This is a genomic window from Arthrobacter pullicola, assembly GCF_014836875.1.
Classification (GTDB): domain Bacteria; phylum Actinomycetota; class Actinomycetes; order Actinomycetales; family Micrococcaceae; genus Arthrobacter_B; species Arthrobacter_B pullicola.
The window spans coordinates 72,614-98,297 of the sequence record NZ_JACSQC010000004.1 but is presented as its reverse complement, the minus strand read 5'-3'; the positions used below and the strand labels follow the sequence as shown (position 1 = coordinate 98,297).

The following is a 25,684-nucleotide window of genomic DNA, read 5'->3' as shown; positions in this document are numbered from 1 at the left end:
GCTATTCACCACCCTCGCGACGCACAATGCGTGCCTTCAACGGCAGCTTATGGATCGCCAGGCGCAGGGCCTCGCGAGCTACCTCTTCGGAAACACCGGAGAGTTCGAACAGAACCCGCCCCGGCTTGACGTTTGCAACCCACCACTCAGGCGAACCCTTACCGGAACCCATGCGGGTTTCGGCAGGCTTCTTCGTCAGCGGACGGTCCGGGTAAATGTTGATCCAGACCTTGCCGCCGCGCTTGATGTGGCGCGTCATGGCAATACGTGCAGCTTCAATCTGGCGGTTGGTTACGTATGCAGGCGTAAGCGCCTGGATACCCCACTCACCAAAGCTGACAGCGGTGCCACCGGTTGCAGCGCCGGAACGACCCGGGTGGTGCTGCTTGCGGTACTTGACTCGACGTGGGATAAGCATTTAAGCCTGTCCTCCTTCTGCTGCGGGGGCAGCTGCCTCAGCGGCCGGAGCCTCTGCAGCAGGCGCGGCGGCCTTGTCGCCACGGTCGTTACGACGACGACGGTCGCCTCCACGGTCTCCGCGATCGGCCGGGCCACGGCCCGGACGGTCGTTGGAACGTCCACGGGACGGTGCAGCAGCCTGCTGTGCAGCCAGTTCCTTGGAAGTGACGTCGCCCTTGTAGATCCAGACCTTCACGCCGATGCGGCCGAAGGTGGTCTTTGCTTCGAAGAAGCCGTAGTCGATGTTCGCGCGGAGGGTGTGCAGGGGCACACGGCCTTCGCGGTAGAACTCGGAACGGCTCATTTCAGCGCCGCCCAGACGGCCGGAGCACTGGATACGGATACCCTTTGCGCCTGCACGCTGTGCGGACTGGATGGCCTTCTTCATCGCACGGCGGAAAGCCACGCGGGAAGAGAGCTGCTCAGCAACACCCTGGGCAACAAGCTGTGCTTCCATCTCGGGGTTCTTGACCTCGAGGATGTTCAGCTGAACCTGCTTGCCGGTGAGCTTTTCGAGCTCGCCGCGGATGCGGTCTGCTTCGGCGCCGCGGCGGCCGATGACGATGCCCGGACGTGCGGTGTGGATATCCACACGGACACGGTCGCGGGTGCGCTCGATCTCAACCTTGGCGATGCCGGCGCGGTCCATGCCGGTGGACATCAGCTGACGGATCTTGATGTCCTCGCGGACGAAGTCCTTGTAACGCTGGCCCGGCTTGTTGCTGTCAGCAAACCAGTGCGAAACGTGGTCAGTGGTGATGCCGAGTCGGAACCCGTGCGGGTTTACCTTCTGTCCCACTTAACGGTCCTCCTCGTTCTTCGGGGTTGCGACAACCACGGTGACGTGGCTGGTCCGCTTGTTGATGCGGTAGGCGCGGCCCTGGGCACGCGGCTGGAACCGCTTCATGGTGGGTCCTTCGTCAACGAATGCTTCGCTGATGTAGAGGTCACCTTCGTCGAAGGCCACGCCGTCACGGTCCGCGAGGACACGTGCGTTGGCCATAGCCGACTGAACTACCTTGAATACCGGCTCCGAAGCTGCCTGGGGGGCAAACTTCAGAATTGCCAGAGCCTCATTCGCTTGCTTGCCACGAACAAGGTTGACGACGCGCCGGGCCTTCATAGGCGTTACGCGGATATGACGCGCAATTGCCTTGGCTTCCATTGCTTTCCTTCTCTCGTCTTCTGCCGAAAGAGCAGCGCCTAGCGGCGCTTGCCCTTGCGGTCGTCCTTCACATGGCCGCGGAATGTCCGCGTCAGAGCGAATTCGCCGAGCTTGTGCCCGACCATCGACTCGGTGACAAACACCGGAATGTGCTTGCGTCCGTCGTGCACGGCGATCGTGTGCCCGAGCATGTCGGGGACGATCATCGAGCGGCGGGACCACGTCTTGATGACGTTCTTGGTGCCCTTTTCGTTTTCGGCCTGCACCTTAAGGAACAGGTGCTGGTCGACGAAGGGGCCTTTCTTCAGGCTGCGTGGCATGTTTCCAGGCTCCTATCGCTTGTTCTTGCCGGAACGACGGCGACGCACAATAAGCTTGTCGCTCTCTTTATTGGGGCGGCGGGTACGGCCTTCGCGCTTACCATTCGGGTTGACCGGGTGGCGTCCACCGGAGGTCTTGCCTTCACCACCACCATGCGGGTGGTCAACGGGGTTCATGGCGACACCGCGGACGGTCGGGCGAACGCCCTTCCAGCGCATGCGGCCGGCCTTGCCCCAGTTGATGTTGGACTGCTCGGCGTTACCAACCTCGCCGACGGTTGCGCGGCAGCGAACGTCAACGTTGCGGATTTCGCCGGAGGGCAGACGCAGCTGTGCGAAGCGGCCTTCCTTGGCAACCAGCTGAACAGAAGCACCGGCGGAGCGGGCCATCTTGGCACCGCCGCCCGGACGCAGTTCAACGGCGTGGATGGTGGTACCCACGGGGATGTTGCGCAGCGGCAGGTTGTTGCCGGGCTTGATGTCAGCCCCGGCGCCGGCCTCTACGAAGTCGCCCTGCTTGAGCTTGTTCGGCGCGATGATGTAACGCTTGGTGCCATCAACATAGTGCAGGAGCGCGATGCGGGCGGTGCGGTTCGGATCGTATTCGATCTCTGCAACGCGGGCGTCGACGCCGTCCTTGTCATGCCGGCGGAAGTCGATCAGGCGGTACTGGCGCTTGTGTCCGCCACCCTTGTGCCTGGTCGTGATCTTACCGGTGTTGTTACGGCCGCCCTTTTTCGGGAGCGGGCGAACCAACGACTTTTCCGGCGTTGACCGCGTGATTTCGGTGAAGTCGGCTACGCTCGAGCCGCGACGGCCCGGGGTAGTCGGCTTGTATTTACGGATTCCCATTATTTATTCCTCGTTAAAGTGGTCTCCGCTCTAGCTGAGCGGACCGCCGAAGATGTCGATTGTGCCGTCCTTCAGGGTGACAATCGCGCGCTTGGTGCTCTTGCGCTGTCCCCATCCGAACTTGGTCCGCTTGCGCTTACCGGCACGGTTGATGGTGTTGATCGAGTCGACCTTGACGGAGAAAATCTTCTCCACGGCCAGCTTGATCTCGGTCTTGTTCGAGCGGGGGTCGACCAGGAAGGTGTACTTACCTTCGTCGATCAGGCCGTAGCTCTTTTCCGAGACGACGGGTGCAAGCACTACGTCGCGCGGATCCTTAGCGGTGGTCGCGCTCACTTGGCGTCCTCCTTGACAGTGTTCTTGCCAACGAACTCGTCGTAGGCAGCCTTGGTGAAGACCACGTCGTCAGCAACGAGCACGTCGTAGGTGTTCAGCTGATCTACATAGATCACGTGAACAGCAGAGAGGTTGCGCACCGAGAGTGCAGCAACATCGTTGGCGCGCTCGATAACAACGAGCATGTTCTTGCGGTCGGAAAGTGAACGCAGCGCTTCGCGTGCGGCCTTGGTCGACGGCGTGTCGCCGGCAACCAGGGATTCCAGCACGTGGATGCGGCCGTTGCGTGCCCGGTCAGAGAGTGCTCCGCGCAGTGCGGCGGCAATCATCTTCTTGGGGGTGCGCTGGCTGTAGTCGCGGGGCGTCGGTCCGTGGACAACGCCGCCACCGGTCATGTGAGGAGCACGGATCGAGCCCTGACGGGCGCGGCCGGTACCCTTCTGCTTGAACGGCTTGCGGCCTGCACCGCTAACCTCTGCGCGGGTCTTCGTCTTGTGCGTGCCCTGGCGAGCGGCGGCAAGCTGTGCCACAACAACCTGGTGCAGCAGCGGTACGTTCGTCTGAACGTCGAAGATCGCTGCGGGGAATTCAACAGTGGTTTCGTTAGCCATGAGACTAAGCTCCCTTCACGGCGGTGCGTACGAGGACGACCTGGCCGCGGGCGCCGGGGACGGCACCCTTGATCAGCAGCAGCGACTTCTCAACATCCACGGCGTGGATGGTGAGGTTCATCGTGGTGTGACGGACGGCGCCCATGCGGCCGGCCATCCGAAGACCCTTGAAGACGCGGCCGGGGGTGGATGCGCCACCAATCGAGCCGGGCTTGCGGTGGTTCTTGTGGGCACCGTGGGATGCACCGACGCCGTGGAAGCCGTGACGCTTCATGACACCGGCAAAGCCCTTGCCCTTGGAGGTTCCGGTGACATCGACCTTCTGGCCGGCTTCGAACATCTCAACAGAGAGTTCCTGGCCCAGCTCGTAAGTGTCGGCGTCAGCGGTGCGCAGCTCAACAACGTGGCGGCGCGGCGTAACGCCGGCCTTCTCGAAGTGGCCGGCCAGCGGCTTGGTGACCTTGCGGGGATCGATCTGGCCGTAGCCGATCTGAACGGCGGTGTAGCCGTCTTTCGCAGCGTCGCGCAGCTGGGTGATGACGTTGGAATCAGCCTGGACCACGGTGACGGGGATGAGCTTGTTGTTCTCGTCCCAGACCTGGGTCATGCCCAGCTTGGTGCCCAGGAGGCCCTTAACCTGGCGGGTAAGTGAAGAAGACATAAGTATCTGCTCCCCCCTACAGCTTGATTTCGATGTTCACGTCTGCAGGCAGGTCAAGACGCATCAGCGAGTCAACGGCCTTAGGCGTGGGGTCAATGATGTCGATCAGACGCTTGTGCGTGCGCATTTCAAAGTGCTCGCGGCTGTCCTTGTACTTGTGCGGCGAACGGATAACGCAGTACACGTTCTTTTCCGTGGGCAGCGGCACGGGGCCTACTACCGTTGCGCCTGCACGCGTGACCGTCTCAACGATCTTCCGTGCTGATACGTCAATGACCTCGTGGTCATACGACTTCAGCCGGATGCGGATTTTTTGTCCCGCCATGGCGTCGTGCCTCTTTCTTCGAGTATTGCTCTCTGTACAGTTTTTGCCCCTGGCGGCCATGTTGGCCCCGGCGCTCCTCCAACAAGCTGAATCCGGAAGCTCCGGGTTCCTCAACCTGCCGAGGCTCCGACCCCCGCGCTCGGGCGTGTCGCAGATTCGAAACTGGCAACACCCGTACAAGAATGGGGGCGGGTCATATATGGGCTTTTCCCCTGAAGGACCGGACCCTGCGTCAGGCATTATCCTGACCGGGACGCAATCTCAACACGCACACAGTGCCGGGTTTAACCGGCCTGCTCAGCGCGTGCGGGCACAAAAGCGCTTGAACAACTTCTCTAGTCTGCCAGATCGGGCCTGGGAACGCGAATCAGCTCCGGGTTCCCAGCCTGACGGCCAGCAGATGACCGCGCATGCCTGCGGGATACCCGTCGGCACAGCGCGCTGTTTTCTTCATTCTAGACCAGGCACCCGCGCGGCCGGAAAACAACCGGCCCGGCGGGACGAACCTGGCAGGAGAGCACCGTACCGGATTCTCCGGTCAGGGACGGTCCTCCCGGTTAGCCCGCCGGATCCGCTTAGCCCGGTCGATCTCATGGGAAAAGTGCCGGCGGCTCCACACGAAGCCGCCCACGATGGCTGCGGCAACGATCAGCAGGATAAGAAATTCCATGCACCGAGCCTAGCGGAGGACCTCCGGTGGTGTCAGGACCGGATCTCTTCCTTTTCGCGGGCTTCCTCCGGTTCACTTCGGACACGTGTCAGCCGCCAGATGGCGAGGACAATCAATCCGGCCGCCAGGAGTGCCAGGAGCAGGAAAGTGTACCCGCGCAGGTACCAGAGCACCGCCAGTGCGACGCCCGCGGCGCCCCAGATGGTGAACAGCCTGCGGCTGGCGAGGAGGCCGAAGGCGAGCAGCCCCGCGTGCGCCACCAGTGCCCACAGCTGATCGCCGGCGCCTCCGGACCCGATGGTTGTCAGGCCGCTGCCGGAAAGAATCACAGCCGAGGCGCCGAGCAGGACCGTACCCCGGGAGTCCCGCTTACGCAGATACTCCCACGCGGCCAGACCGGCCAGGATGACCGCCCAGTACTGCACCGACCAGAAGGCATCGACGGGGAAGAAGTACCAGCCCATCCGCTGAACGGCGAGGGCGGCCGGGAGAACAGCTGCCTGCGCCGCCGCTTCCCGCAGCTCGGCCGGGGCTTCCCGGACGGCGAGCCCAAGGGCGGCCAGCAGCGTCAGAGATCCGGCGAGGCCGGCGTGGTTCCACTCCCCCATCGCCGGTACAGCCCCGGCAACCAGGACGAAGGCAGAAGCCACACCCATAATCCGGGAGCGCAGCTGCGTCCCGGGCACACCGTCAGCCAGGGAAATGAACATACGCAGCGCCTGAAGCAGGAGTGCAGCGGTCCAGACGGGCCACAAGTATTCGTAGCCGTGAGGCATCGGAGTGCTCAGAAGGGAGCGCTGGAATTCCCCGACCGCGGCCAGCGCCGCCAGGCAGAGCAGCGGCGGCACACCGGCCGCCAGCCAAATCCGCGCCCGCGTGTAGGAAACGGTCAGGAAGACAGCTGCGAGCGCGGCGAGTGAGAGCGCCGTCAGCATCAGGCTGTCTTTCGCGGTTGCCATGAGCAGCGCAGCTGCCGGGTAAGCCACGGCAGCGCTGAGGAGTGCGGTACGGACCGGCCGGGCAACCGCTGGCCGTGCTTCGCCGGTGAGGGCTGCGGCTCCGAGGGCTATCAGCAGGAAACCGGCCGCCGGGACCCCCAGGACCGGGCCCGGCAGCACACCCCCGCCGCTGAAGCGCACCAGCGCGGTCAGGAGCAGGGGCAGGGTTCCGAGGGCGTAGACCGCCGGGTAGAGGAAAGCGGCTGCCCGCCAGCGGGCGAATCCGGCTGCTGCCACAGCCAGGAGCAGCACCAGCAGCAGTGCCATAACATCCCGCTGTGCCCCCGGCCCGGTCACCCATGCGTACCCCGTGTAGAAAACCGGGCAGAGTGCCAGCGCAGCCATCGTTGTCCATTGGGCAGCGGCGGCGGAGCCGAGGCCCGCCAGCCGGGGCTCCAGACCGGCGCGCGCCCCCTGGGCCAGGGCCAGGACCGACGCCCCGGCAGCAAACACCCCGTGCACTCCGGCTCCGGCATCTGCGGCGATAACACCGGCCAGGAAGGCAGCCAGAACCTGCACACCCAGCAGGTAGTGTCCACGGTTCGGCTGGTTGCGCCGCGTCACGAGGTATCCGCCGTAGACCGCCGCCAGCAGGAGCAGGAGTTCATAGCCCCGCAGCCCCAAAACACCCGCTCCGGCCAGGGCGGCCGCCGCGAATCCCGCAGCCGCAGCTGCTTCCCACCGGCCCGGACGCAGCAGCAGCGAGGTGGCCACGTTCACGCCGAGTGCGGCCCAGATCAGCGCCAGGGTCCAGCCGCTCTGCGGGTGTTCCACATACCGGGCAGCAAACACCCCTGCCAGCACCGCCACGGCAGCGGTGACTGTCAGGGCGGCAGCATTGGGCAGCGGTGTTCCCGTCCGGATACCGGCCGCGGTGGACAGCTGGGTGAACAAGGCGGTTGCGGCTGCCATCAGGATAAGGAAAAGAAGCACTCCAGCATCCACCGGACCGGACGCCGCCGGGTAGAGGACGGGAAGGAGCGCGAGTACCAGCAACCCTCCCCACCGGGAAGGTTCCGCCAGACCCAGTGGTTCCAGCTGCCGGTGGAACACCGTCCGCAGGACCTGCGCTGCTGTGAAGGCTGCTGCCAGTGCAACGAAGAACCCGCTGACCTGCCCCGTCAGGTCCGCGGCCAACAGCCCTGCGAGGAGGGCGCCCAGCCCCTGCGCTCCCGCCAGATACGCTCCGCGGAACGCGTTGCCCCGATCCCGGACCAGCACCACGCAGTAGGCAAGGGCGGCAGCAAAGAGGAGCTGGTACCCGCGCATTCCCAGCAGGCCTGCACCGATCAGGGCGGCTGCAACGAACCCGGCCGGGGCTGCCAGGGCCAGCCGGGTGCCGCGGTGCAGGACGGCAGTCAGTGCATTCGCTCCAAATGCCGCCCACAGTCCGGCGAGCGCCAACGCCGTCCCCGGTGCATCGGCCAGGCGGATTCCCAGCATGAGCAGCAGCGCCAGAGCCGCGGCTTCGGTTATACCTCGGATGAGCACCGGCCCGGGCGCCGCGGTCCGTTTGAGCGCGAAGGCCGAGACTGTCTGTGTGGTGACAGCGCTGCCGGCAGCAATGAGCAGCAGCACTGTTCCGGTATCCGCAGCGGCTTCCATGCCGAGAAGCGCGTAGTAAGCCAGCGGAAGGACTGCCTGCGCCAGCAGGGTTCCCCGGTTCAGCGCCTCTCCCAGGCCTACAGCTGTGAGCCGGCGGCGGAGCACGATGCGCAAAACATGCTGTGCTGCCAGCGAAAGCGCTGTGGCGATGAAGATTCCATGCACGCTGAGGCCCAGATCGGCGGCCACGAGCGCGGTGAGCAGTGTGAGCAGGACCTGACCCGCCGCCAGGTACCACGCGCGCACCGAGTGCGGTGCGAACCGCAGCACCTGAAGGGCGCAATAGCCAAGCGCCGCTGCCGTAAGCAGTTCATATCCCGTCAGCCCCAGAGTGCCGGCTCCGAGCAGGGCCGCAGCGCCGAAGGCTGCAGGTGCGGCTGCGGCTGCTTCCGGGCGGCGCAGCAGGGAGGACAGGACGTTGACGCTGACCAGGACCCACAGAGCAGTCACGGTCAGGACGGCTGCGGGTGCTTCCGCCAGCCGCAGGGACAGTGCCAGCACAATGCCGGCACTAATCGAGAAGGCAAGTTCACCGTTCGGGAATTTCTCTTTCCGCGCCGCTGCCCGGAACAGAGCAGAAACGGCCTGGTTCCCCGCGGCTGCCGCAAATCCGCCGGCCAGCGTCCAGGTCCATGCCTCCGCGGAGGCCCGTGTCTCCAGGACGGTGTAGAGGACGAGCGGGACCAGCACGATTCCCGCCCAGCGCGCCGCCAGTACAAATGATTTCTGTTCCTCTCCGGCGGCGCGGACGGCACGCAGCGCCAGGTAGCCGGTGAGCATTCCCAGAACCAGCAGCAGCGGCCACAGCGGGGCCTGCCCGCTCAAGAAGCGGGGAAGGACACCGAGCAGCAGGGCAGCGGCTGCGGCGGTCTCCGCAGCACCCCGGAACTTCCAGGCGGCAAAGCAGAGCGTGAGATGTATGAGGATCACGGAAGCGGCGTAGGCCGGCAGATTGCCGTTCCCGCTCCGGAGGTCGTAGCCGAACACCAGAGCTGCAACGAAGCCTGCCAGGAACTGCAGTCCCAGCACAGTGGCAGTGTCCGCGAGGAACCAGCGGCCGGCCAAAGGTGCCGTTGGGTCAGCGGACCGGAATCCAGCGGATGCAGATGCGGGGCCGCCGGATGCAGGTGCGGGGCCGCCAGACGTTCCGCCGCCGGGCGTAGACGCAGGCGCAGGGCCGCCGGACGCAGGTGCGGGGCCGCCGGTGCCCGCCGGTGGGATGAAACCCGCAGCTGATCCAGCGGCAGCGGCCTGGGCATCTGCCGGAGTACCGCGGCCTGGAACGTCCTGGCGCGTGGCAGTTGAGACGGCTGCGGCATACCGGCGCTCCAGGGCGAAGAGCCCTGCGGCCTGCACACCGAGCAATGCCGCCGCAGCGAAGAGCGTCACCGGTACTGAATCGAAGAAGTAGTGGGCTGCTGCCACCAGTCCGGTGGTGGCTCCGGCGCGGACCCCGTAGCTGTGGACCAGCACCTGGGCTGCGGGGCCTTGCCAGAGCAGCACGGCGTAGTACCCGGCCATGGCCAGGAACAGGACAGCCAAGGAGCCCGGTCCAAGGTCCGGGGAGGTCAGGACAGCAGCCACAGCGGTGGCCGGGACGAGGTACCGGTGAGCCTGCACAAAGGCGTCGAGATAAACGTTCTTCAGCCAGCCTGGCCTGCGGACCGCGGCAAGGCTCATCAGCGTGGCGAGGAGAACGGTAAAGACGAAGTACCAGACGATTCCCGAGCGGACCGCTGCCCCGGAGGCGAGCGCCGCAGACAGCAGGAAAGTCAGGGCCAGGTAGGTGACAACCCGGCTGTCCAGCCGGGCAGCGGCGTAGGCGAAGGCAGCGGTTCCCAGCAGTGAGGTCACCAGCCAGGCAAGAGCGGCATCGTGGAGGATGAAATTGTGGAGCGCCAGACCAACAACCGGTATCAATGCCAGTCCGGTGCCGGTGAACGCAACGGCTGCGGGCCGCAGGTTCTTCCGGCGTGAATGGATCACCAGACCGGAGGAATAGAACAGCCCAGTCAGGAGCACAATCCCGGCAAACCGTGCCTCTTCGGGGATCGAGATGCCAATAAACAGCGCAGCCGCCGCCACGAGCAGCAGGCTCGCGGAGTACAGGGTGATGTTGATGTTGCGCAGGTCCCGGCGCCGTTTGTCAGCCGCCAGCTCGGCTTCGGTCCTGGCCCGGGGCGGTTCCGGAGGCCGGGGGCTGTGGGGCTGCGCCGGGCGTGTTGGCGGCGGAGCCGGCACATTCCGCGAAGCAGTGACGTTCGGCAGAGCAGGCACATTCCGCGGAGCCGGAACGGACGGAGCGGGAGCCGGTGCAGCCGGCCGTTCGAAGACCGGAGGAGCAGGCGGCTGGGAAACGAAGGCCGCGGGAGCGGGAGCTGGTGCCCGGCCTGACTGAGGCGGCGCAGGGTGAAGACCGGCGTTGCCCTGTGGTTGGGTGTACCCCTGCGGTTGGGTGTACCCCTGCGGCTGGGTATAACCCTGAGACCTGGCGTGCTCCTGAGACTTGGTGAGCCCTTGGGACATGGTGTAACCCGCCCCGGCTGCAGCAGTGCTGCGGTGGACGGCGGCCGCATCCACCAGGCCTGCCTGGTAGCCCTCTTCGAAAATCTGTGCGGGATGGGGAACATTGGGGCCATACCCGGTTCCGTTCCTGGTGGCTGCGCCCTTCCGCGTGGAAAAACGCCCAACCGTGAACCCGGCCGCTGCGACAGCCAAAAATAAGATGAATTCCCCCATGACCTGCCGCTTTCCCCTCTATCCGTCGGTCCTGACCACCATCCTAGGCGCGCAGGCTCGGTCCGCGGACCTCCAATCCCACCCTGTGGACAAAGCCGGCCCGGGCCATGCCCGGAACAAAATGGGGGACGCCCGCCGGCACTGGATGCGCAGCCTGTTCCGGGGGTCTGCCCAAGCTGATAGCCTCGGCTCCGGGGTGGCCGCCTGGACGCGCACAGCAGCCGGTGGAAGGGCTATGACGCCATGCATCTTTCGGTCCTGGGAACACAGCAGCGCATCTGTGGAGAAGCACAGGTGCCCAACTCCAAATACCACGCCCACCGGGCGTTGATCCTGGCCTCACTCGCGCCCGGGACCAGCCGCATCACCGGGCTGACCGATGCCCGCCATGTTCATTACACGGTGGCAATGCTGCGCCGGCTCGGCACCCGGATAGACGTTGACGGCGGGACCTACGTAGTCCACGGAGGCCCCTACGTTCCCGCCGGCGAGAGCATATCGGCCGGCAGCTCCGGCACCACCCTCTACTTCATGGCCGGGCTCGCCGCTCTGGGATCCCGGGACGTTACAGTCACCGGCCAGAAGTACTTCCAGCGCCGGCCCATCGGCCCGCTCCTGGCGGCGCTGCGGCAAATGGGGCTCGACGTCGATTCCCCCACCGATTGTCCGCCGATCCGGGTCCGTGCCCACGCACCCGCCGGCGGAGAGGTACACATAGCCGGGACCCTCTCCCAGTGGATTTCCGGGCTTCTGCTGCTGGCACCGTTCGCCTCGGGACCAACCACCGTGGTGGTGGACGGAACGCTGAACGAACGAACCTACCTGGAACTGACGGTCCAGATGATGCGCCGGTTCGGGCTGCAGCTCGAGGTTCTCGAGGACTGGCACAGGTTCGAAATCCCGCCGGGGCAGCAGGCCGTGCCCACAGACCTGAGGATGCCCCCGGACATAGGCTCCGCGGCCTTCGGACTGGCCGCCGCCGCGTTGCATCCATCCGATCTGCTGCTGCACGGGCTGCAGTCGGTCACGGCGGACGGCAGTGACCATCCGGAAGCGGATTTCCTGGACATTGCAGCGGACATGGGCCTGCCGATGACCTACGACGCCGGGCTGGACGCGGTCCGGGTCCGGCACGACGGCCTTCGCCTGGGACCGGCGGACATCGACTGCCGCCTTGTTCCGGACATGCTGCCGATCCTGTCCGTCATGGCGGCCTGCGCCGACGGTGAAAGCGTGTTCCGCAATGTCGGGCACGTGCGGCTGAAGGAATCGGACCGGGTCGCCGCGATGCTGCAGCTGAATTCCATGGGCGCGGACGTCCGGATCACCGGCAATGAACTGCGTGTCCGGGGCCCGGCACACCTGGCCGGCGCGGATCTTTCCTCCTTCAACGACCACCGGGTACTGATGTCCCTGGCCATCGCGGCCTCGGCAGCGGAGGGCCGGTCCACCCTGACCTACCCGAATGCCTACCGCATCTCCTATCCGGAGTTCCTCCAGGCAATGAACTCCTTCGGATTGTCCATGCAGGTCGAGGAGGGGCGTGTCCTGCGCCGGAAAACCCCGCAGGCGCTCCGCAGACACCGTCCGGCCCAGCTCACGGCCCACGGCATCGAGGAAAGCTCCGCCGTAACCGGATCCGACTGGGTCCGCCGGTGGGCGAAGGAACGCCCGGCGGATACCGCCGTCGTCGACGGGCGGCCGCGGGATACCGGACACCTGACCTGGGCGGAGCTGGACGCCGGAGCAGACCGGATCGCGGCGATGCTGCTCAGCCTGGGGGTCCGGCCCGGAGACCGGGTGGCCTTCCAATTGCCGAACTGGAGCGAGTTCGTCCTCCTGACCGTGGCGGTCCTGCGGATCGGCGCCGTGGCTGCACCCCTGATGCCGATCTTCCGCGAACGCGAGGTCGCGTTTGCCCTCCACCGCTCCCGTGCCGCCGTCGTTGTGGTCCCCGAAGAGTTCCGCGGCAGGCACTATGCCGCGGAACTCTCCGGCATCCTGGCCGCCGGCACCGGCACCGACCCCGCCTACGACCTGGCGGTCCGGCATGTGGTGGTCATCGGCGCAGCCGCTCCCCCGCTGCCGGTCCGCGAGCGGGGCATCATCTGGCATGGCTGGGAGCAGGAACTGGCCGAGACCGAGGTGGACCGGGAGTTGATTGACGCTGCTGCCCCGGCTCCCGATGCGCCCGCCCAGCTGCTGTTCACCTCCGGAACCACCGGTGAGCCGAAAGGCGTGCTCCACCGGCACAGCACGCTAAGCCGGGCAGCGGCCATGGAAGCACACCAGCTGGAACTGGACAGCACGGATGCCGTCTTCATCCCCTCACCGCTGGCCCACCAAACCGGATTCCTCTACGGCATGTGGCTGTCCTTCGTGCTGGGCGCGCCGCAGATCCTGCAGGCGGTCTGGGAACCTGAGCGGGCGCTGACCATGCTCCGGGGCTGGAAGGGGACGTTCGTGCAGGCTGCCACCCCGTTCCTCACCGACCTGGTCAAGGCAGTCGAAGCCGGAGCCGCTGCCCCTGCGAGTCTGCGGATCTTCGTTAATACCGGTGCGGCCGTTCCGCGGCACCTGGCGGAGCGCGCCACCCGGGTGCTGGACACCGCCGTCTGCGGGGCCTTCGGCACCACGGAGACCTGCCTGGGATCTGTCTCCTCCCCCGGTGACGATCCGGCCCTGGTCTGGGGAACTGATGGGCGGCTGCTCCCCGGAGTCCGGGCCAGGATCGTCAGCGACGAGGGGCAGCTGCTGCCGCCGGGGATGGAGGGCAACTTCGAACTCCTGAGCCCCACCCTGTTCGAGGGCTACCTGGACCGTCCGGACCTGACCAAGGAAGCCTTCACGGAGGACGGCTGGTACCGCACCGGGGACCTGGCCACGCTCGACGACGCCGGGTACCTGCGCATTACCGGCCGGGTGCGGGATGTCATCAACCGCGGCGGCGAGAAAATCCCCGTGGCCGAGATTGAGCAGCTGCTCTACCGCCACCCTGGAGTGGAAGACGTCGCGCTGGCTGCCATGCCCGATCCGCGGCTGGGCGAACGGGCGTGTGCTTTCGTGGTGCCCGCCGGCGGAGCGGACCTGACCCTTGCCGAACTCACCGGCTACTTGGACAGTTTCCAGGTATCGAAGCACTATTGGCCCGAGCATCTTGAACTGGTTCAGGCCATTCCCCGCAATCCCGTCGGCAAAGTACAAAAGTTCCTGCTGCGCGAACGGGCGCGTGAACTGGCAGGAAACCCAGCGGCCGAGGACAGGAGCCAGGCGTGAGGACCAGCGGCATTACTGCGGACGGGAGGGGCAGCTCCGTCCCGGAGCCCGAGTACCAGAGCCTGCTCCAGAGGGTCACGGACTGGGTTGAGGGGCCCGGCGAGGCCTGGGCTGAGGAGATCGAGGCGGCGGGTTCCACGCCGGACGCGCTGTGGAAGCAGCTGCGGACCGAAGGTTTCCTATCCCTGGCCGCGCCGCGGGAGCTCGGCGGAGCCGGGCTGAGCTTTGTGCAGTGGATGGGGCTGATGGAAGTCTTCTCCCGGTCGCACGCCTCGATCCGCATGATCGTGCATGTCCTGAACGGGACCTGGCGGGCCATGAACCCGTTCGCGGACGAGCGCCAGCGCCGGGATGTCATCCGCCCGGCCGTGGCCGGAGACCTGACGGTGGCGTTCACCCTGACGGAACCGGGCAACGGCACCGGCGTGGACATCTCCTCCACAGTCCGCCGGGACGGGGACACCTATTTCCTCACGGGCCGCAAGCACCTGATCACCTTTGGTGTCCGGTGCGACTATTGGCTCCTGTTCGCGCGGCTGGAGGGCAGCACCGGCCGGGACGGGACCGTGGCGCTGCTGGTCGACCGCACCGTGCCGGGGGCCGTGGTGGAAGACACTTCCCACACGATGGGAGTGCGCGGCACCGACCATGCTTCGCTGACATTCACCAACGCACCGGTTCCGGTGGCGAACCGGCTGGGTGCGGAGGGAGACGGCCTGCTGGTGGCGCTGGGCGGATTCCTCACCCCCAGCCGAATCTCCGTGGCCATGAGCTGCGTGGGGCTGGCCCAGCGCGCCCAGCAGCTGGCTGTCACCTACGCCCTGGAACGCACCACCTTCGGCAAACCGCTGGCTTCCCGGCAGGCCATCGCCTTTATGCTGGCCGAAAATGCCGCCGACATAGCCGCTGCCCGGGCGCTCACGCTGACGGCGGCTGCTGCCTGGCAGGATTCCGACCCTGGGGCCCCTGCACTGTCCTCGATGGCGAAGCTGACCGCCGTCGATATGCTGACCCGGGTCACGGACAAGGCACTGCAGGTGCATGGCGGCATCGGTTACTGGCAGTCCCAGCCGATTGAACGTGTTTACCGGGATGCCCGGGCCCAGCGGTTCGAAGAAGGCACCAACGAGATCCAGAAGGCAGTGATTGCCAGGGATCTCCTGGGCGGTGCGGGCGGATAGCGGCAACCCGTGACTACTGATCCCCGCCCCGGAGCACGCATGTTTCCGGCTGCCTTCGCCCCGGGTTCCATCGGCACGCTGGACCTGCCGCACCGGATACTCATGGGGTCCATGCACCTGAACTTCGAAGCCGATCCCCGGGCGCTGGGCGCGTTCTACGCGGAGCGGGCTGCCGGGGGCGCCGCCCTGATCGTCACCGGGGGCACCGCCGTCAGCCGGGAAGGTTCCGGCGGCAGGACCTACCTGGTGAGCGGTGGCGGCGCATTTCTGGACGCTGCCGGAGCGGCGCTGGAGGCAGTGCACGACGCCGGTGGGCGGCTGGCGCTGCAGCTTTTCCACGCCGGCCGGTATGCCTTTGAAGACACCTTCGGCCTGCAGCCGCTGGCCCCCTCCCCCGTCTGGTCCGCCTTCTCCCGAAGCATGCCTGCGGCCATGAACCAAGAGCAGATCGCGCGGACGCTGGAGGATTTTGCCGGCGCCGCCCGGCTGGCGCGGGAGCTTGGCTTCGATGCTGTGGAGATTATGGGTTCCGAGGGCTACCTGGTGAATCAGTTTGCCTCGGCGGCCACCAACCTGCGCGATGATGAGTGGGGCGGGGACGCCGTCCGGCGCAGGGCCTTTCCCCTGGCGGTGCTCGCCGCGGTCCGTGACGCCGCCGGTCCTGGACTCCCCGTGATATTCCGGCTCTCCGGAGACGATCTGATGCCAGGCTCCAGCTCCCCGGAAGAATACCGCGGCCTCGCCGCAGCCCTCGCGGCGGCCGGAGCAGACGCCCTCAACGTCGGAATCGGCTGGCATGAATCACGGGTCCCCACTGTCCAGGCCCTGGTACCGCACGGCCAGTGGCTTCCAGTTGCCGCCCTGATCCGGGCGGCACTGGCCGCGCAGGCCTGCCCTGTCCCGGTCATCGGTTCGAACCGCATCAATTCCCTGGCCCAGGCGGACGCCGCCCTGGCCGCCGGGCAGGTTGATTTTGTGTCCCTGGCCCGGCCGTTCCTCGCCGATCCGCGCATTGTGGCTAAAAGTGCCGCTGGACGGCCGGAACTGGTGAACACCTGTATTGCCTGCAACGAAGCCTGCATCGACCGGTCGCTCGGCACAGAACCGGTCTCCTGCCTGGTTAACCCACGCGCCGGGCGGGAAGCGGCATACCCCGTCGAGGTGCAGGCCGCCGGCAAGGGTCCTGTCCCCGGCGCGGGGCCGGCACCCTTGCCCGGGACCGGGCCAGGCCCCGGTGGTGTACGCCTTCCTGCACACGCCGCCGTCGCGGTGGCGGGCGCGGGACCGGCAGGCCTCCAGGCCGCGGCAACCCTCGCCTCCCACGGTGTGCCAGTGGTCCTGTTCGAGGCGGGGCCGGGCATCGGCGGGCAGTTCCTGCTGGCCGGAAAGGTGCCGGGCAAAGCGGACTTCCTGGAGAACGTCAGGTACTTCAGCCACGAACTACCGCGGCTGGGTGTCCGGATCCGGACCGGCGTGCGCGTCCGGGCTGCCGATCTGGCCGGGTTCAGCCACGTGGTGGTAGCCACCGGTGTATTGCCCCGCACCGTGCCCCTGCCCGGGCAGGGCCAGCTTCCGGTCCTGGATTACCGGGACGCGTTCGCTGATCCGGCTGCGCTGCGCACAGTACCCCGCATCGCCGTCGTGGGCGCAGGAGGGATCGCGGTGGACCTGGCCCACCTGCTTCTCCAGCCGGAACCGGGCCGCCCGGAGACCGAAAAACAGTCGGCCGAACGCTTCGCGCGGGAGCTGGCGGGTGCCGCCGGCGCGGACCGCGGCGGAGCACAGATCACCCTGCTGCGCCGGGGCGGCCGGATTGGTGCCGGAATCGGTCCTTCCACCAGATGGGCCGCGCTCCAGGTGCTGCGCAGCGCGGGGGTGCGCATGCTCACTGGCGTCACCTGCCGGCGCCTGACCAACCGGGGGCTGCTGGTGACCCGCCAGGACGGCAGCGGCCTGCTCATCCCGGCTGACGCCGTCGTCGTGGCCGCCGGCCAGGTGGAAAACACCGAACTGGCGCACGGGCTGGAGGCGGCAGGGATTCCGTTCACCGTCATTGGCGGCGCTGCCACCGCGGCCGGACTCAACGCCGTCCGTGCCTTCGCCGATGGCCTGGAGTGCGGTACTGCCGTGGCCGCCGCCTTGGGCGCCGATCCCAGCCGGCTCCTCCGCGAACGCAAGAAGGCCCCGCTGCCGTAGCAGCGGGGCCTTCTCAATGCTGAACCGAACGGTCCGAGCGTCAGTTCATCAAATTACTTGATGATCTTGGTGACGCGGCCGGATCCAACGGTGCGGCCGCCTTCGCGGATAGCGAAGCCGAGGCCTTCTTCCATTGCGATCGGCTGGATCAGTTCAACGGTCATTTCGGTGTTGTCACCGGGCATAACCATTTCCGTACCCTCGGGCAGGGTGATAACACCCGTGACGTCGGTGGTGCGGAAGTAGAACTGCGGGCGGTAGTTCGAGTAGAACGGGTTGTGGCGGCCGCCTTCATCCTTGGACAGGATGTAGACGTTGGCCTCGAAGTCGGTGTGCGGGGTGATGGAACCCGGCTTGACGACAACCTGGCCACGCTCTACGTCTTCGCGCTTGATACCGCGGAGCAGCAGGCCACAGTTCTCGCCGGCCCATGCTTCGTCAAGCTGCTTGTGGAACATCTCGATACCGGTAACCGTGGTCTTCTGGACCGGACGGATGCCGACGATCTCGACCTCGGAGTTGATGGCGAGAGTACCGCGCTCGGCGCGGCCCGTAACAACGGTGCCACGACCGGTGATGGTGAAGACATCCTCGATCGGCATCAGGAACGGCTTGTCCTTGTCGCGAACGGGGTCCGGAACGTTGTTGTCAACGGCTTCCATGAGTTCTTCGACGGACGCAACCCACTTGGGGTCGCCTTCCAGTGCCTTCAGGCCGGAAACGCGAACGACGGGAGCGTTGTCGCCGTCGAACTCCTGGGAGCTCAGCAGTTCGCGAACTTCCATTTCCACGAGGTCGAGAAGTTCCTCGTCCTCAACCATGTCGGACTTGTTCAGTGCGACCAGCAGGTAGGGAACACCAACCTGGCGGGCGAGCAGAACGTGCTCGCGGGTCTGAGCCATCGGGCCGTCAGTAGCGGCAACCACGAGGATTGCGCCGTCCATCTGAGCTGCACCAGTGATCATGTTCTTGATGTAGTCAGCGTGGCCGGGGGCGTCAACGTGTGCGTAGTGACGCTTCTCGGTCTGGTACTCGATGTGCGAGATGTTGATGGTGATACCGCGCTGGCGCTCTTCGGGCGCGGAGTCGATAGCAGCGAAGTCGCGCTGCTCGTTCAGGTCAGGGTACTTGTCAGCAAGCACCTTTGAAATGGCAGCGGTCAACGTCGTCTTTCCATGGTCAACGTGACCAATGGTGCCGATGTTGACGTGCGGCTTAGTCCGCTCGAACTTTGCCTTCGCCACGGGTTCCTCCTAGAAAGGTTAGAAGACTGAATCACCAGCCGCGCTTCTCGCAACTGATCCGATACAAGTCTACTGGGGGGCTGTTATTTTGATGAAATTGCCTTGTGCTGCGGTTCCTTACAGGTTCCGCTCAGTCTGGCCGCGCAACCTGGTCTTCCGGACTTTTCATCCCTGGACCAGGCTGCGCACGGCCGGTGTCCGAATTGCTCCGGACACCGGCCAGGGTCTTACTCGCCGCGCGTCTTCTGGATGATCTCGTCGGCTACTGCCTTCGGGACCTCTGCGTAGCTGTTGAACGACATCGAGTAAACGGCGCGGCCCTGGGTCTTGGACCGCAGGTCGCCGATGTACCCAAACATGCCGGACAGCGGGACAAGGGCACGAATGACCTTTACGCCGCTGGCGTCTTCCATCGACTGCATCTGCCCGCGGCGCGAGTTGATGTCACCGATGACCTCACCCATGTATTCCTCAGGGGTGCGGACTTCAACATCCATGATCGGTTCAAGCAGAACCGGGCTTGCCTGCCGTGCAGCTTCCTTGAAAGCCTGGCGGCCGGCGATCTTGAACGCCATTTCCGAAGAGTCGACGTCGTGGTAAGCGCCATCGATAAGCGTTGCCTTGATGCCGACAACCGGGTAACCGGCAAGGATGCCGTCGGTGAGGGCGCTCTGGATGCCCTGGTCGACGCTGGGGATGTATTCGCGCGGAACGCGGCCACCGGTGACCTTGTTCTCGAACTCGTACATTGCGCCTTCAGCAGTATCCAGCGGCTCGATCGCGATCTGGATCTTAGCGAACTGGCCGGAACCACCGGTCTGCTTCTTGTGCGTGTAATCGTAACGCTCGACCGTACGGCGGATCGTTTCGCGGTAAGCAACCTGGGGCTTGCCCACGTTGGCTTCGACGCGGAACTCGCGGCGCATGCGGTCCACCAGGATGTCCAGGTGGAGCTCGCCCATGCCGGCGATGATGGTCTGGCCGGTGTCTTCGTCGAGGGAGACCTGGAAGGTCGGGTCCTCTTCGGAGAGCTTCTGGATAGCCGTGGAGAGCTTCTCCTGGTCACCCTTGGTCTTCGGCTCGATGGCCACGGAAATCACGGGCTCCGGGAAGCTCATGGATTCCAGCACGATCGGGTTCTGAAGGTCGCACAGGGTGTCGCCCGTGGTGGTGTCCTTCAGGCCGATAGCGGCGTAGATGTGGCCCGTCGTGATCTCGTCGACCGGGTTTTCCTTGTTGGCGTGCATCTGGAAGAGCTTCCCGATGCGCTCCTTCTTCTGCTTGGTCGAGTTCATGACCTGTGTGCCGGAGGCAGCGTGACCGGAGTACACGCGGATGTAGGTCAAGCGGCCGAAGAACGGGTGCGTGACAACCTTGAACGCCAGTGCCGCGAACGGAGCTTCGGCATCAGCGGCGCGTTCGAGGATGACCTCTTCGTCGCGGATGTCGTGGCCCTTGATGTTCGGGACGTCAAGCGGGCTCGGCAGGTAAGCGACGACGGCGTCAAGCATCGGCTGTACGCCGCGGTTCTTGAACGCGGAGCCGCACAGCACCGGGTAGACCTCGGAGTTGACGGTCAGCTTGCGGATGCCGGCCTTCAGTTCCTCAAGGGTGAGTTCTTCACCTTCGAGGTACTTGTCCATCAGCTCGTCGCTGGCTTCAGCAACGGTCTCAACCAGCTTGGCACGGTACTCTTCAGCCTTTTCCTGCAGGTCTGCGGGGATCGGCTCAACTTCGTACTTGGCGCCCATGGTCACGTCACCCTTGGCGTCGCCGCGCCAGGTGAGTGCACGCATTTCGAGGAGGTCAACGACGCCCTCGAATTCGCTCTCGGCACCGATCGGCAGCTGGAGGACCAGCGGCTTGGCGCCGAGGCGGTTGATGATGGTGTCGACGGTGAAGTAGAAGTCAGCGCCCAGCTTGTCCATCTTGTTGACGAAGCAGATACGCGGAACGTTGTACTTATCAGCCTGGCGCCAGACAGTCTCGGACTGCGGCTCCACGCCTTCCTTGCCGTCGAAAACGGCTACGGCGCCGTCGAGCACGCGCAGGGACCGCTCAACCTCGACAGTGAAGTCAACGTGACCCGGCGTGTCGATGATGTTGATCTGGTTGTTGTCCCAGTAGCACGTGGTAGCTGCGGAGGTAATGGTGATACCCCGCTCCTGCTCCTGTGCCATCCAGTCCATGGTCGAGGCGCCGTCGTGCGTCTCACCAATCTTGTGGTTGACACCGGTGTAGAACAGGATGCGCTCGGTGGTAGTGGTCTTGCCGGCATCAATGTGGGCCATGATGCCGATGTTGCGGACCTTGTTGAGGTCGGTAAGCACGTCGAGTGCCACGGTTTCTCCCTAGTTTTGGTTCTGGGCCCCGCCGGTCATCTATTCGGCCTTCGGCCCCGAGGCCCGCCGAAGCGGGCCGCAGGGCCTGGGGCTGAAGAGAATCTGGAAAGGCTTGTTACCAGCGGTAGTGGGCGAAGGCCTTGTTGGACTCGGCCATCTTGTGGGTGTCTTCGCGACGCTTAACAGCAGCACCAAGACCGTTGGAGGCATCGAGGATCTCGTTGCGCAGGCGCTCGGTCATCGTCTTCTCGCGGCGGGCCTTGGAGTAGCCAACCAGCCAGCGAAGGGCCAGTGCGGTTGCACGGCCCGGCTTGACCTCAACGGGAACCTGGTAGGTGGCGCCGCCGACGCGGCGGGACTTGACCTCAAGGCTCGGCTTGATGTTGTCCATGGCCTTCTTCAGGGCTGCAACCGGATCCTGTCCGGTCTTCTCCTGTGCTCCGGCGAGGGCACCGTAAACGATGCGCTCTGCGGTGGACTTCTTGCCGTCGACGAGGACCTTGTTGATCAGCTGCGTGACCAGCGGGGAGCCGTAGACGGGATCAACTGCGAGCGGCCGCTTGGGGGCCGGACCCTTGCGGGGCATATTACTTCTTCTCCATCTTCGCGCCGTAGCGGCTGCGAGCCTGCTTGCGGTTCTTGACACCCTGGGTGTCAAGTGCGCCGCGAACGATCTTGTAACGGACACCGGGCAGGTCCTTCACACGGCCACCGCGGACCAGCACGATGGAGTGTTCCTGCAGGTTGTGACCCACACCGGGGATGTAAGCGGTAACTTCAACGCCGCCGTTGAGGCGGACGCGGGCTACCTTGCGCAGAGCCGAGTTCGGCTTCTTCGGGGTGGTGGTGTAAACACGGGTGCAAACACCACGGCGCATCGGGCTGCCCTTAAGGGCAGGAGCCTTGGTCTTGGAGACCTTGGGTGAGCGGCCCTTCCGGACCAGCTGCTGAATCGTAGGCACTTATCAGTTCTCCGTTTATCTCGAGATAGATTCTCTGGTTGCAACGCCGGGCTGCCGGCTGTCTGCAGCCTCAGGCGACGCTTTTCAAAGTTTGTTGCCGCAGTGCCCCCGAGACGTTCCGTTGAACCGAAAGCGACCGTAGGCGTGCAAAAGTGTGGCATTCGTTGCACAAGAACCCTGCAACCCGGAAACAGGCCCCCACCCGCACTTCGGAGAGATATCCGGAGAACATGCGAGCGGCCTTCATCCACTGCCACACAAACAATTGTTATAAGTCTAGCAGACTCCACACGGGGGCTGGGACCGGCGCCGGCCGGGCACACCCCCGGCTGCCGGCCAGCGCCGCGGGAGCTAGCTCCGCGCCGCCAGGGCCTGCGTGATTTTCCGTGAAGCCTCCTGCAGATGCGGCAGCACGGAGGCCGCCGCTTCCTCCAGTGTAGGACCATCGAGTCCCAGCGTGGCCTGCATCGAGGTATTCAGCGCGGCAATCACTTCGCCGGACGGGCTGAAAATCGGGACCGCCACCGAACGCAGTCCCCGTTCGAGTTCCTGGTCCACAACCGCCCACCCCTGTTCCCGGACCCGCTGCACCTCCGCGCGCAGCCCGGCCTCGGTGGTCAGGGTCCGTTCAGTCAGCGGTTTGAGCTCCACCTCCGCGAGGTACGCGGACAGCCGCTCCTCCGGAAGGCCGGCCAGCAGGACCCGGCCCATGGAGGTGGCGTAGGCGGGGAACCTCGTCCCGACAGTTATGCCGACGGTCATCAGGCGCCGGGTGTGGATCCTGGCGACATAGACGATTTCGTTGCCGTCGAGGATGGAGGCCGAGGTTGATTCGTGGATTTCCCGGGACAGGTCCTCGAGCAGCGGCTGGGCCAGCTGGGGAAGTGTCTGTCCGGCCAGGTAGGAATAGCCAAGCTGGAGAACAAGTGCTGTCAGCTCGAAGCTCCGCCCATCGGTGCGGACGTAACCGAGTTCCACCAGCGTAAGCAGGAACCGCCGGGCCGTAGCCCTGGTCAGTCCGGTGCGGCGGGAGACATCACTGAGCGTCATCTGCACATGTTCGGCGTCGAAGGCCCGGATCACCGACAGTCCGCGGGCCAGCGACTGGACAAACTGGTCGCTGGCCGCGATGGTTTCGCTCATTTATCCCCCATTGAAGGTCCTAGGCTGCGTCCGCGGAAGGTGCGATCAGCGGAACGTCCATCTTGGCGGCAAGCTCCTCGAAACTGATCCCGAAGGTCTCGCGGACATGGACGCCGTCCTCCTTCAGGAGGAACACCGCTTCATTAGTGTAGACGCGCGTGACGCATCCCACCCCGGTGAGCGGGTAGGAGCACTCGGCAACCAGCTTGCTGACACCCTCGCGGGTGAACAGGGACATCATGACATAGACGTCCTTGGCACCGGTGGCAAGGTCCATGGCGCCGCCCACGGCCGGGATGGCATCCGGTGCCCCGGTGTGCCAGTTCGCCAGGTCGCCGGTTGCTGAGACCTGAAAGGCCCCGAGCACGCAGACATCCAGGTGGCCGCCCCGCATGATCGCAAAGGAGTCGGCGTGGTGGAAGTAGGAGGCGCCGGGCAGTTCGGTGACCGGAATCTTGCCGGCGTTAATCAGGTCTCCGTCGATTTCGCTGCCCTGGGCTTCCGGACCCATGCCCAGCATGCCGTTTTCGGTGTGCAGGGTGACGTGCTGCTCGGGCTTGAGGTAGTTCGAGACGAGGGTCGGCTGGCCGATGCCCAGGTTCACGAAGGAGCCCGGTGCAATGTCCCGGGCAACCAGTTCTGCCAGTGAGTTGCGGTCCAGTTTTTCGCTCATGATGGTGTCCACTGCCTTCTCGCTCATGCTGCTGCCGGTGCTTTCTCCTGGGATACCTGGACCAGGGAGTTCACGTAGATCCCGGGGGTCACAATGATTTCCGGATCGAGGTCCCCGGTTTCGACGATTTCGCGGACCTGGACAATGGCGTTCTTCGCGGCGGCTGCCATGATCGGGCCAAAGTTCCGTGCGGTCTTGCGGTAGATAAGGTTGCCGGTCCGGTCCGCCTTCAGCGCCTTCACCAGGGCAAAATCGGCGTGGATCGGCGTCTCGAAGACATAGCCGCGGCCGTCGATCATGCGGGTCTCCTTGCCCTCTGCCAGCGGAGTTCCGTAGGCGGTGGGCGTGAAGAAACCGCCGATTCCGGCGCCGGCAGCCCGGATCCGCTCGGCGAGGTTGCCCTGCGGCACCAGTTCGAGTTCGATTTCCCCGGCGCGGAACTTGGCGTCGAAGATGTGGGAATCGGACTGGCGCGGGAAGGAGCAGATGATCTTGCTGACCCGGCCGGCACCGATGAGCGCAGCGAGCCCTTCCTCACCGTTGCCGGCGTTGTTGTTCACAACGGTCAGGTTCTTGGCGCCCTGGCGCAGCAGGGCCTCAATCAGCTCGACGGGCTGCCCGGCCTTGCCGAAGCCGCCGATCATCACGGTGGCCCCGTCATAGATCGGCGCGACTGCTTCGTCGACGTCCTGCAGAATATTCAGCACGGTTCTCCCTGGAAAGTTAGGCTTTGGTGTTTTCAAGTACGACGGCGAGGCCCTGGCCCACACCGATGCAGATGGCGGCGACGCCCCAGCGTTCGCCCGAGGCTTCCAGGCGGCGCGCCAGCGTGCCGAGGATCCGGGTTCCGGAGGCGCCCAGCGGGTGGCCGATCGAAACGGCGCCGCCCCAGGCGTTGACGATGCTGGGATCAATGTCCCAGGCGTCCATGCAGGCCAGTGACTGTGCGGCGAAGGCTTCGTTGAGTTCGACGGCGGAAACGTCGCTCCAGGAGATGCCTGCCCGTTTCAGGGCGGTGTTGGCTGCTTCAACCGGTGCATAGCCGAAGTACTGCGGCTCGTTGGCGGCCGCTCCCCTGCCGGCGATGCGGGCCAGCGGATCCAGGCCAAGCATCTGCGCTGCTGCTTCGCTGCCCAGCCATGCGGCGGACGCACCGTCGTTCAGCGGGGACGCGTTGCCGGCGGTGACGGTGCCGCCGGAGGGTTCATCGGAGACGGGACGGAAGACCGTCTTCAGCGTGGCCAGTTTCTCCACGGTGGACCCGGCCCGGATGCTCTCGTCGCGGGTGAGGTCAACGCCGTCCACGGCAACGGTCAGGTTGCCGTAGCGCCCTTCCTCCCAGGCTTTGGCCGCCAGCTCGTGCGACCGTGCCGCGAAGGCATCCTGGCGTTCCCGGGTGATGCCGTACTTCTCGCGGAGCTGCTCGGTGGCTTCGCCGAGGGAGACTGTCCATTCCTTGGGCATGTTCCGGTTGACCAGGCGCCAGCCCAGCGTGGTGGAGGCCAGGGTCTGGTCTCCGGCCGGGTAGGGCTTCTCGTTCTTCGGCAGGACCCAGGGTGCACGGCTCATGGATTCGGCGCCGCCCACCAGCATCAGGTCAGCGTCACCGGCGTTGATCTGCCGGGAGGCGATCATTGCGGCGTCCAGGGAGGAGCCGCAGAGGCGGTTCACCGTGGTGCCGGGGATGGAGACCGGCAGGCCCGCCAGCAGGGTGGCCATGCGGGCGACGTTTCGGTTTTCCTCGCCGGCGCCGTTGGCGTTTCCGAAGATCACCTCATCGATCCGCTCGGGGTCGAGTCCCGGCGCCCGTGAGACGGCGGCCTTGACCACCTGGGCAGCGAGATCGTCGGGGCGCACCGCTGCGAGGGCTCCGCCGAAGCGTCCGAACGGGGTCCGGACGGCGTCGTAAATGTAGGCCTGATTCAC

Annotated in this window: 22 protein-coding genes; 3 read left to right on the top strand and 19 right to left on the bottom strand. The window is 65.5% G+C overall.

Features of this window, described 5'->3' with window-relative positions; all coding sequences use genetic code 11:
* Window position 1: 1 nt before the first annotated feature.
* The 11 genes from rplP to H9638_RS09240 all read right to left on the bottom strand — a co-directional run bounded on the left by rplP (window position 2) and on the right by H9638_RS09240 (window position 10,741).
* Window positions 2–418, bottom strand: a complete 417-nt coding sequence (gene rplP, locus H9638_RS09285; RefSeq protein WP_055239353.1) for a 50S ribosomal protein L16 — start codon at window positions 416–418, stop codon at window positions 2–4.
* The gene (gene rpsC / locus H9638_RS09280; RefSeq protein ID WP_191746920.1) at window positions 419–1,258 is read right to left on the bottom strand and encodes a 30S ribosomal protein S3; all 840 of its coding nucleotides are present in this window, start codon (window positions 1,256–1,258) and stop codon (window positions 419–421) included.
* Window positions 1,259–1,624 carry a 50S ribosomal protein L22 gene (gene rplV, locus H9638_RS09275; protein WP_066295929.1) on the bottom strand — a complete coding sequence of 122 codons (366 nt, stop codon included), beginning with the start codon at window positions 1,622–1,624 and terminating at the stop codon, window positions 1,259–1,261.
* Window positions 1,625–1,662: 38 nt separating this feature from the next.
* Entirely contained in the window at window positions 1,663–1,944 is a 282-nt protein-coding gene (gene rpsS, locus H9638_RS09270; RefSeq protein WP_191746919.1) for a 30S ribosomal protein S19, read from the bottom strand.
* Window positions 1,945–1,956: 12 nt separating this feature from the next.
* Window positions 1,957–2,796 (bottom strand): 50S ribosomal protein L2, encoded by an 840-nt coding sequence (gene rplB / locus H9638_RS09265; RefSeq protein ID WP_066295936.1) that lies wholly within the window; start codon window positions 2,794–2,796, stop codon window positions 1,957–1,959.
* Window positions 2,797–2,826: 30 nt separating this feature from the next.
* A complete protein-coding gene (gene rplW, locus H9638_RS09260; RefSeq protein WP_066295939.1) occupies window positions 2,827–3,132 on the bottom strand; it encodes a 50S ribosomal protein L23 in 306 nt (101 codons plus the stop codon).
* A complete protein-coding gene (gene rplD / locus H9638_RS09255) occupies window positions 3,129–3,743 on the bottom strand; it encodes a 50S ribosomal protein L4 (RefSeq protein ID WP_191746918.1) in 615 nt (204 codons plus the stop codon). The genes rplW and rplD overlap by 4 nt, the downstream gene beginning before the upstream one ends.
* A 4-nt stretch (window positions 3,744–3,747) precedes the next feature.
* On the bottom strand, window positions 3,748–4,404 hold the full coding sequence (gene rplC / locus H9638_RS09250; RefSeq protein WP_191746917.1) for a 50S ribosomal protein L3: 657 nt from the start codon (window positions 4,402–4,404) through the stop codon (window positions 3,748–3,750).
* A 16-nt stretch (window positions 4,405–4,420) separates the two neighbouring features.
* Entirely contained in the window at window positions 4,421–4,729 is a 309-nt protein-coding gene (gene rpsJ / locus H9638_RS09245; RefSeq protein ID WP_003803825.1) for a 30S ribosomal protein S10, read from the bottom strand.
* A 538-nt stretch (window positions 4,730–5,267) separates the two neighbouring features.
* Window positions 5,268–5,399: a hypothetical protein gene (locus H9638_RS16960; RefSeq protein ID WP_263599469.1), complete on the bottom strand. Its 132-nt coding sequence runs from the start codon at window positions 5,397–5,399 to the stop codon at window positions 5,268–5,270.
* A 32-nt stretch (window positions 5,400–5,431) separates the two neighbouring features.
* Window positions 5,432–10,741 carry a hypothetical protein gene (locus H9638_RS09240; protein ID WP_191746916.1) on the bottom strand — a complete coding sequence of 1,770 codons (5,310 nt, stop codon included), beginning with the start codon at window positions 10,739–10,741 and terminating at the stop codon, window positions 5,432–5,434.
* Between the two features lie 243 nt (window positions 10,742–10,984).
* Here H9638_RS09240 and aroA point away from each other — a divergent pair, with 243 nt between their 5' ends.
* The 3 genes from aroA to H9638_RS09225 are packed head-to-tail and all read left to right on the top strand — an operon-like array spanning window position 10,985 to window position 17,394.
* Entirely contained in the window at window positions 10,985–14,017 is a 3,033-nt protein-coding gene (gene aroA / locus H9638_RS09235; RefSeq protein ID WP_191746915.1) for a 3-phosphoshikimate 1-carboxyvinyltransferase, read from the top strand.
* Entirely contained in the window at window positions 14,014–15,198 is a 1,185-nt protein-coding gene (locus H9638_RS09230) for an acyl-CoA dehydrogenase family protein (RefSeq protein ID WP_318241832.1), read from the top strand. Before aroA ends, H9638_RS09230 begins: the two co-directional genes overlap by 4 nt.
* Before the next feature lie 9 nt (window positions 15,199–15,207).
* The gene (locus H9638_RS09225) at window positions 15,208–17,394 is read left to right on the top strand and encodes an oxidoreductase (protein WP_318241831.1); all 2,187 of its coding nucleotides are present in this window, start codon (window positions 15,208–15,210) and stop codon (window positions 17,392–17,394) included.
* Between the two features lie 53 nt (window positions 17,395–17,447).
* Here H9638_RS09225 and tuf read toward each other — a convergent pair whose 3' ends face one another.
* The 8 genes from tuf to H9638_RS09185 all read right to left on the bottom strand — a co-directional run bounded on the left by tuf (window position 17,448) and on the right by H9638_RS09185 (window position 25,684).
* Window positions 17,448–18,638, bottom strand: coding sequence for an elongation factor Tu (gene tuf, locus H9638_RS09220; protein ID WP_066295960.1), 1,191 nt, complete (start codon window positions 18,636–18,638; stop codon window positions 17,448–17,450).
* Window positions 18,639–18,865: 227 nt separating this feature from the next.
* Complete coding sequence (gene fusA, locus H9638_RS09215) at window positions 18,866–20,980, bottom strand: elongation factor G (RefSeq protein WP_191746914.1); 2,115 nt, start codon at window positions 20,978–20,980, stop codon at window positions 18,866–18,868.
* Window positions 20,981–21,095: 115 nt separating this feature from the next.
* Entirely contained in the window at window positions 21,096–21,566 is a 471-nt protein-coding gene (gene rpsG / locus H9638_RS09210) for a 30S ribosomal protein S7 (RefSeq protein ID WP_055239342.1), read from the bottom strand.
* Between the two features lies 1 nt (window position 21,567).
* Window positions 21,568–21,942 (bottom strand): 30S ribosomal protein S12, encoded by a 375-nt coding sequence (gene rpsL / locus H9638_RS09205; protein WP_055239341.1) that lies wholly within the window; start codon window positions 21,940–21,942, stop codon window positions 21,568–21,570.
* A 351-nt stretch (window positions 21,943–22,293) separates the two neighbouring features.
* On the bottom strand, window positions 22,294–23,085 hold the full coding sequence (locus tag H9638_RS09200) for an IclR family transcriptional regulator domain-containing protein (RefSeq protein WP_191746913.1): 792 nt from the start codon (window positions 23,083–23,085) through the stop codon (window positions 22,294–22,296).
* A 19-nt stretch (window positions 23,086–23,104) separates the two neighbouring features.
* Window positions 23,105–23,785, bottom strand: a complete 681-nt coding sequence (locus H9638_RS09195) for a 3-oxoacid CoA-transferase subunit B (RefSeq protein ID WP_225217247.1) — start codon at window positions 23,783–23,785, stop codon at window positions 23,105–23,107.
* The gene (locus H9638_RS09190; protein WP_191746912.1) at window positions 23,782–24,465 is read right to left on the bottom strand and encodes a 3-oxoacid CoA-transferase subunit A; all 684 of its coding nucleotides are present in this window, start codon (window positions 24,463–24,465) and stop codon (window positions 23,782–23,784) included. Before H9638_RS09190 ends, H9638_RS09195 begins: the two co-directional genes overlap by 4 nt.
* Window positions 24,466–24,481: 16 nt before the next feature.
* Entirely contained in the window at window positions 24,482–25,684 is a 1,203-nt protein-coding gene (locus H9638_RS09185; RefSeq protein WP_191747251.1) for a thiolase family protein, read from the bottom strand.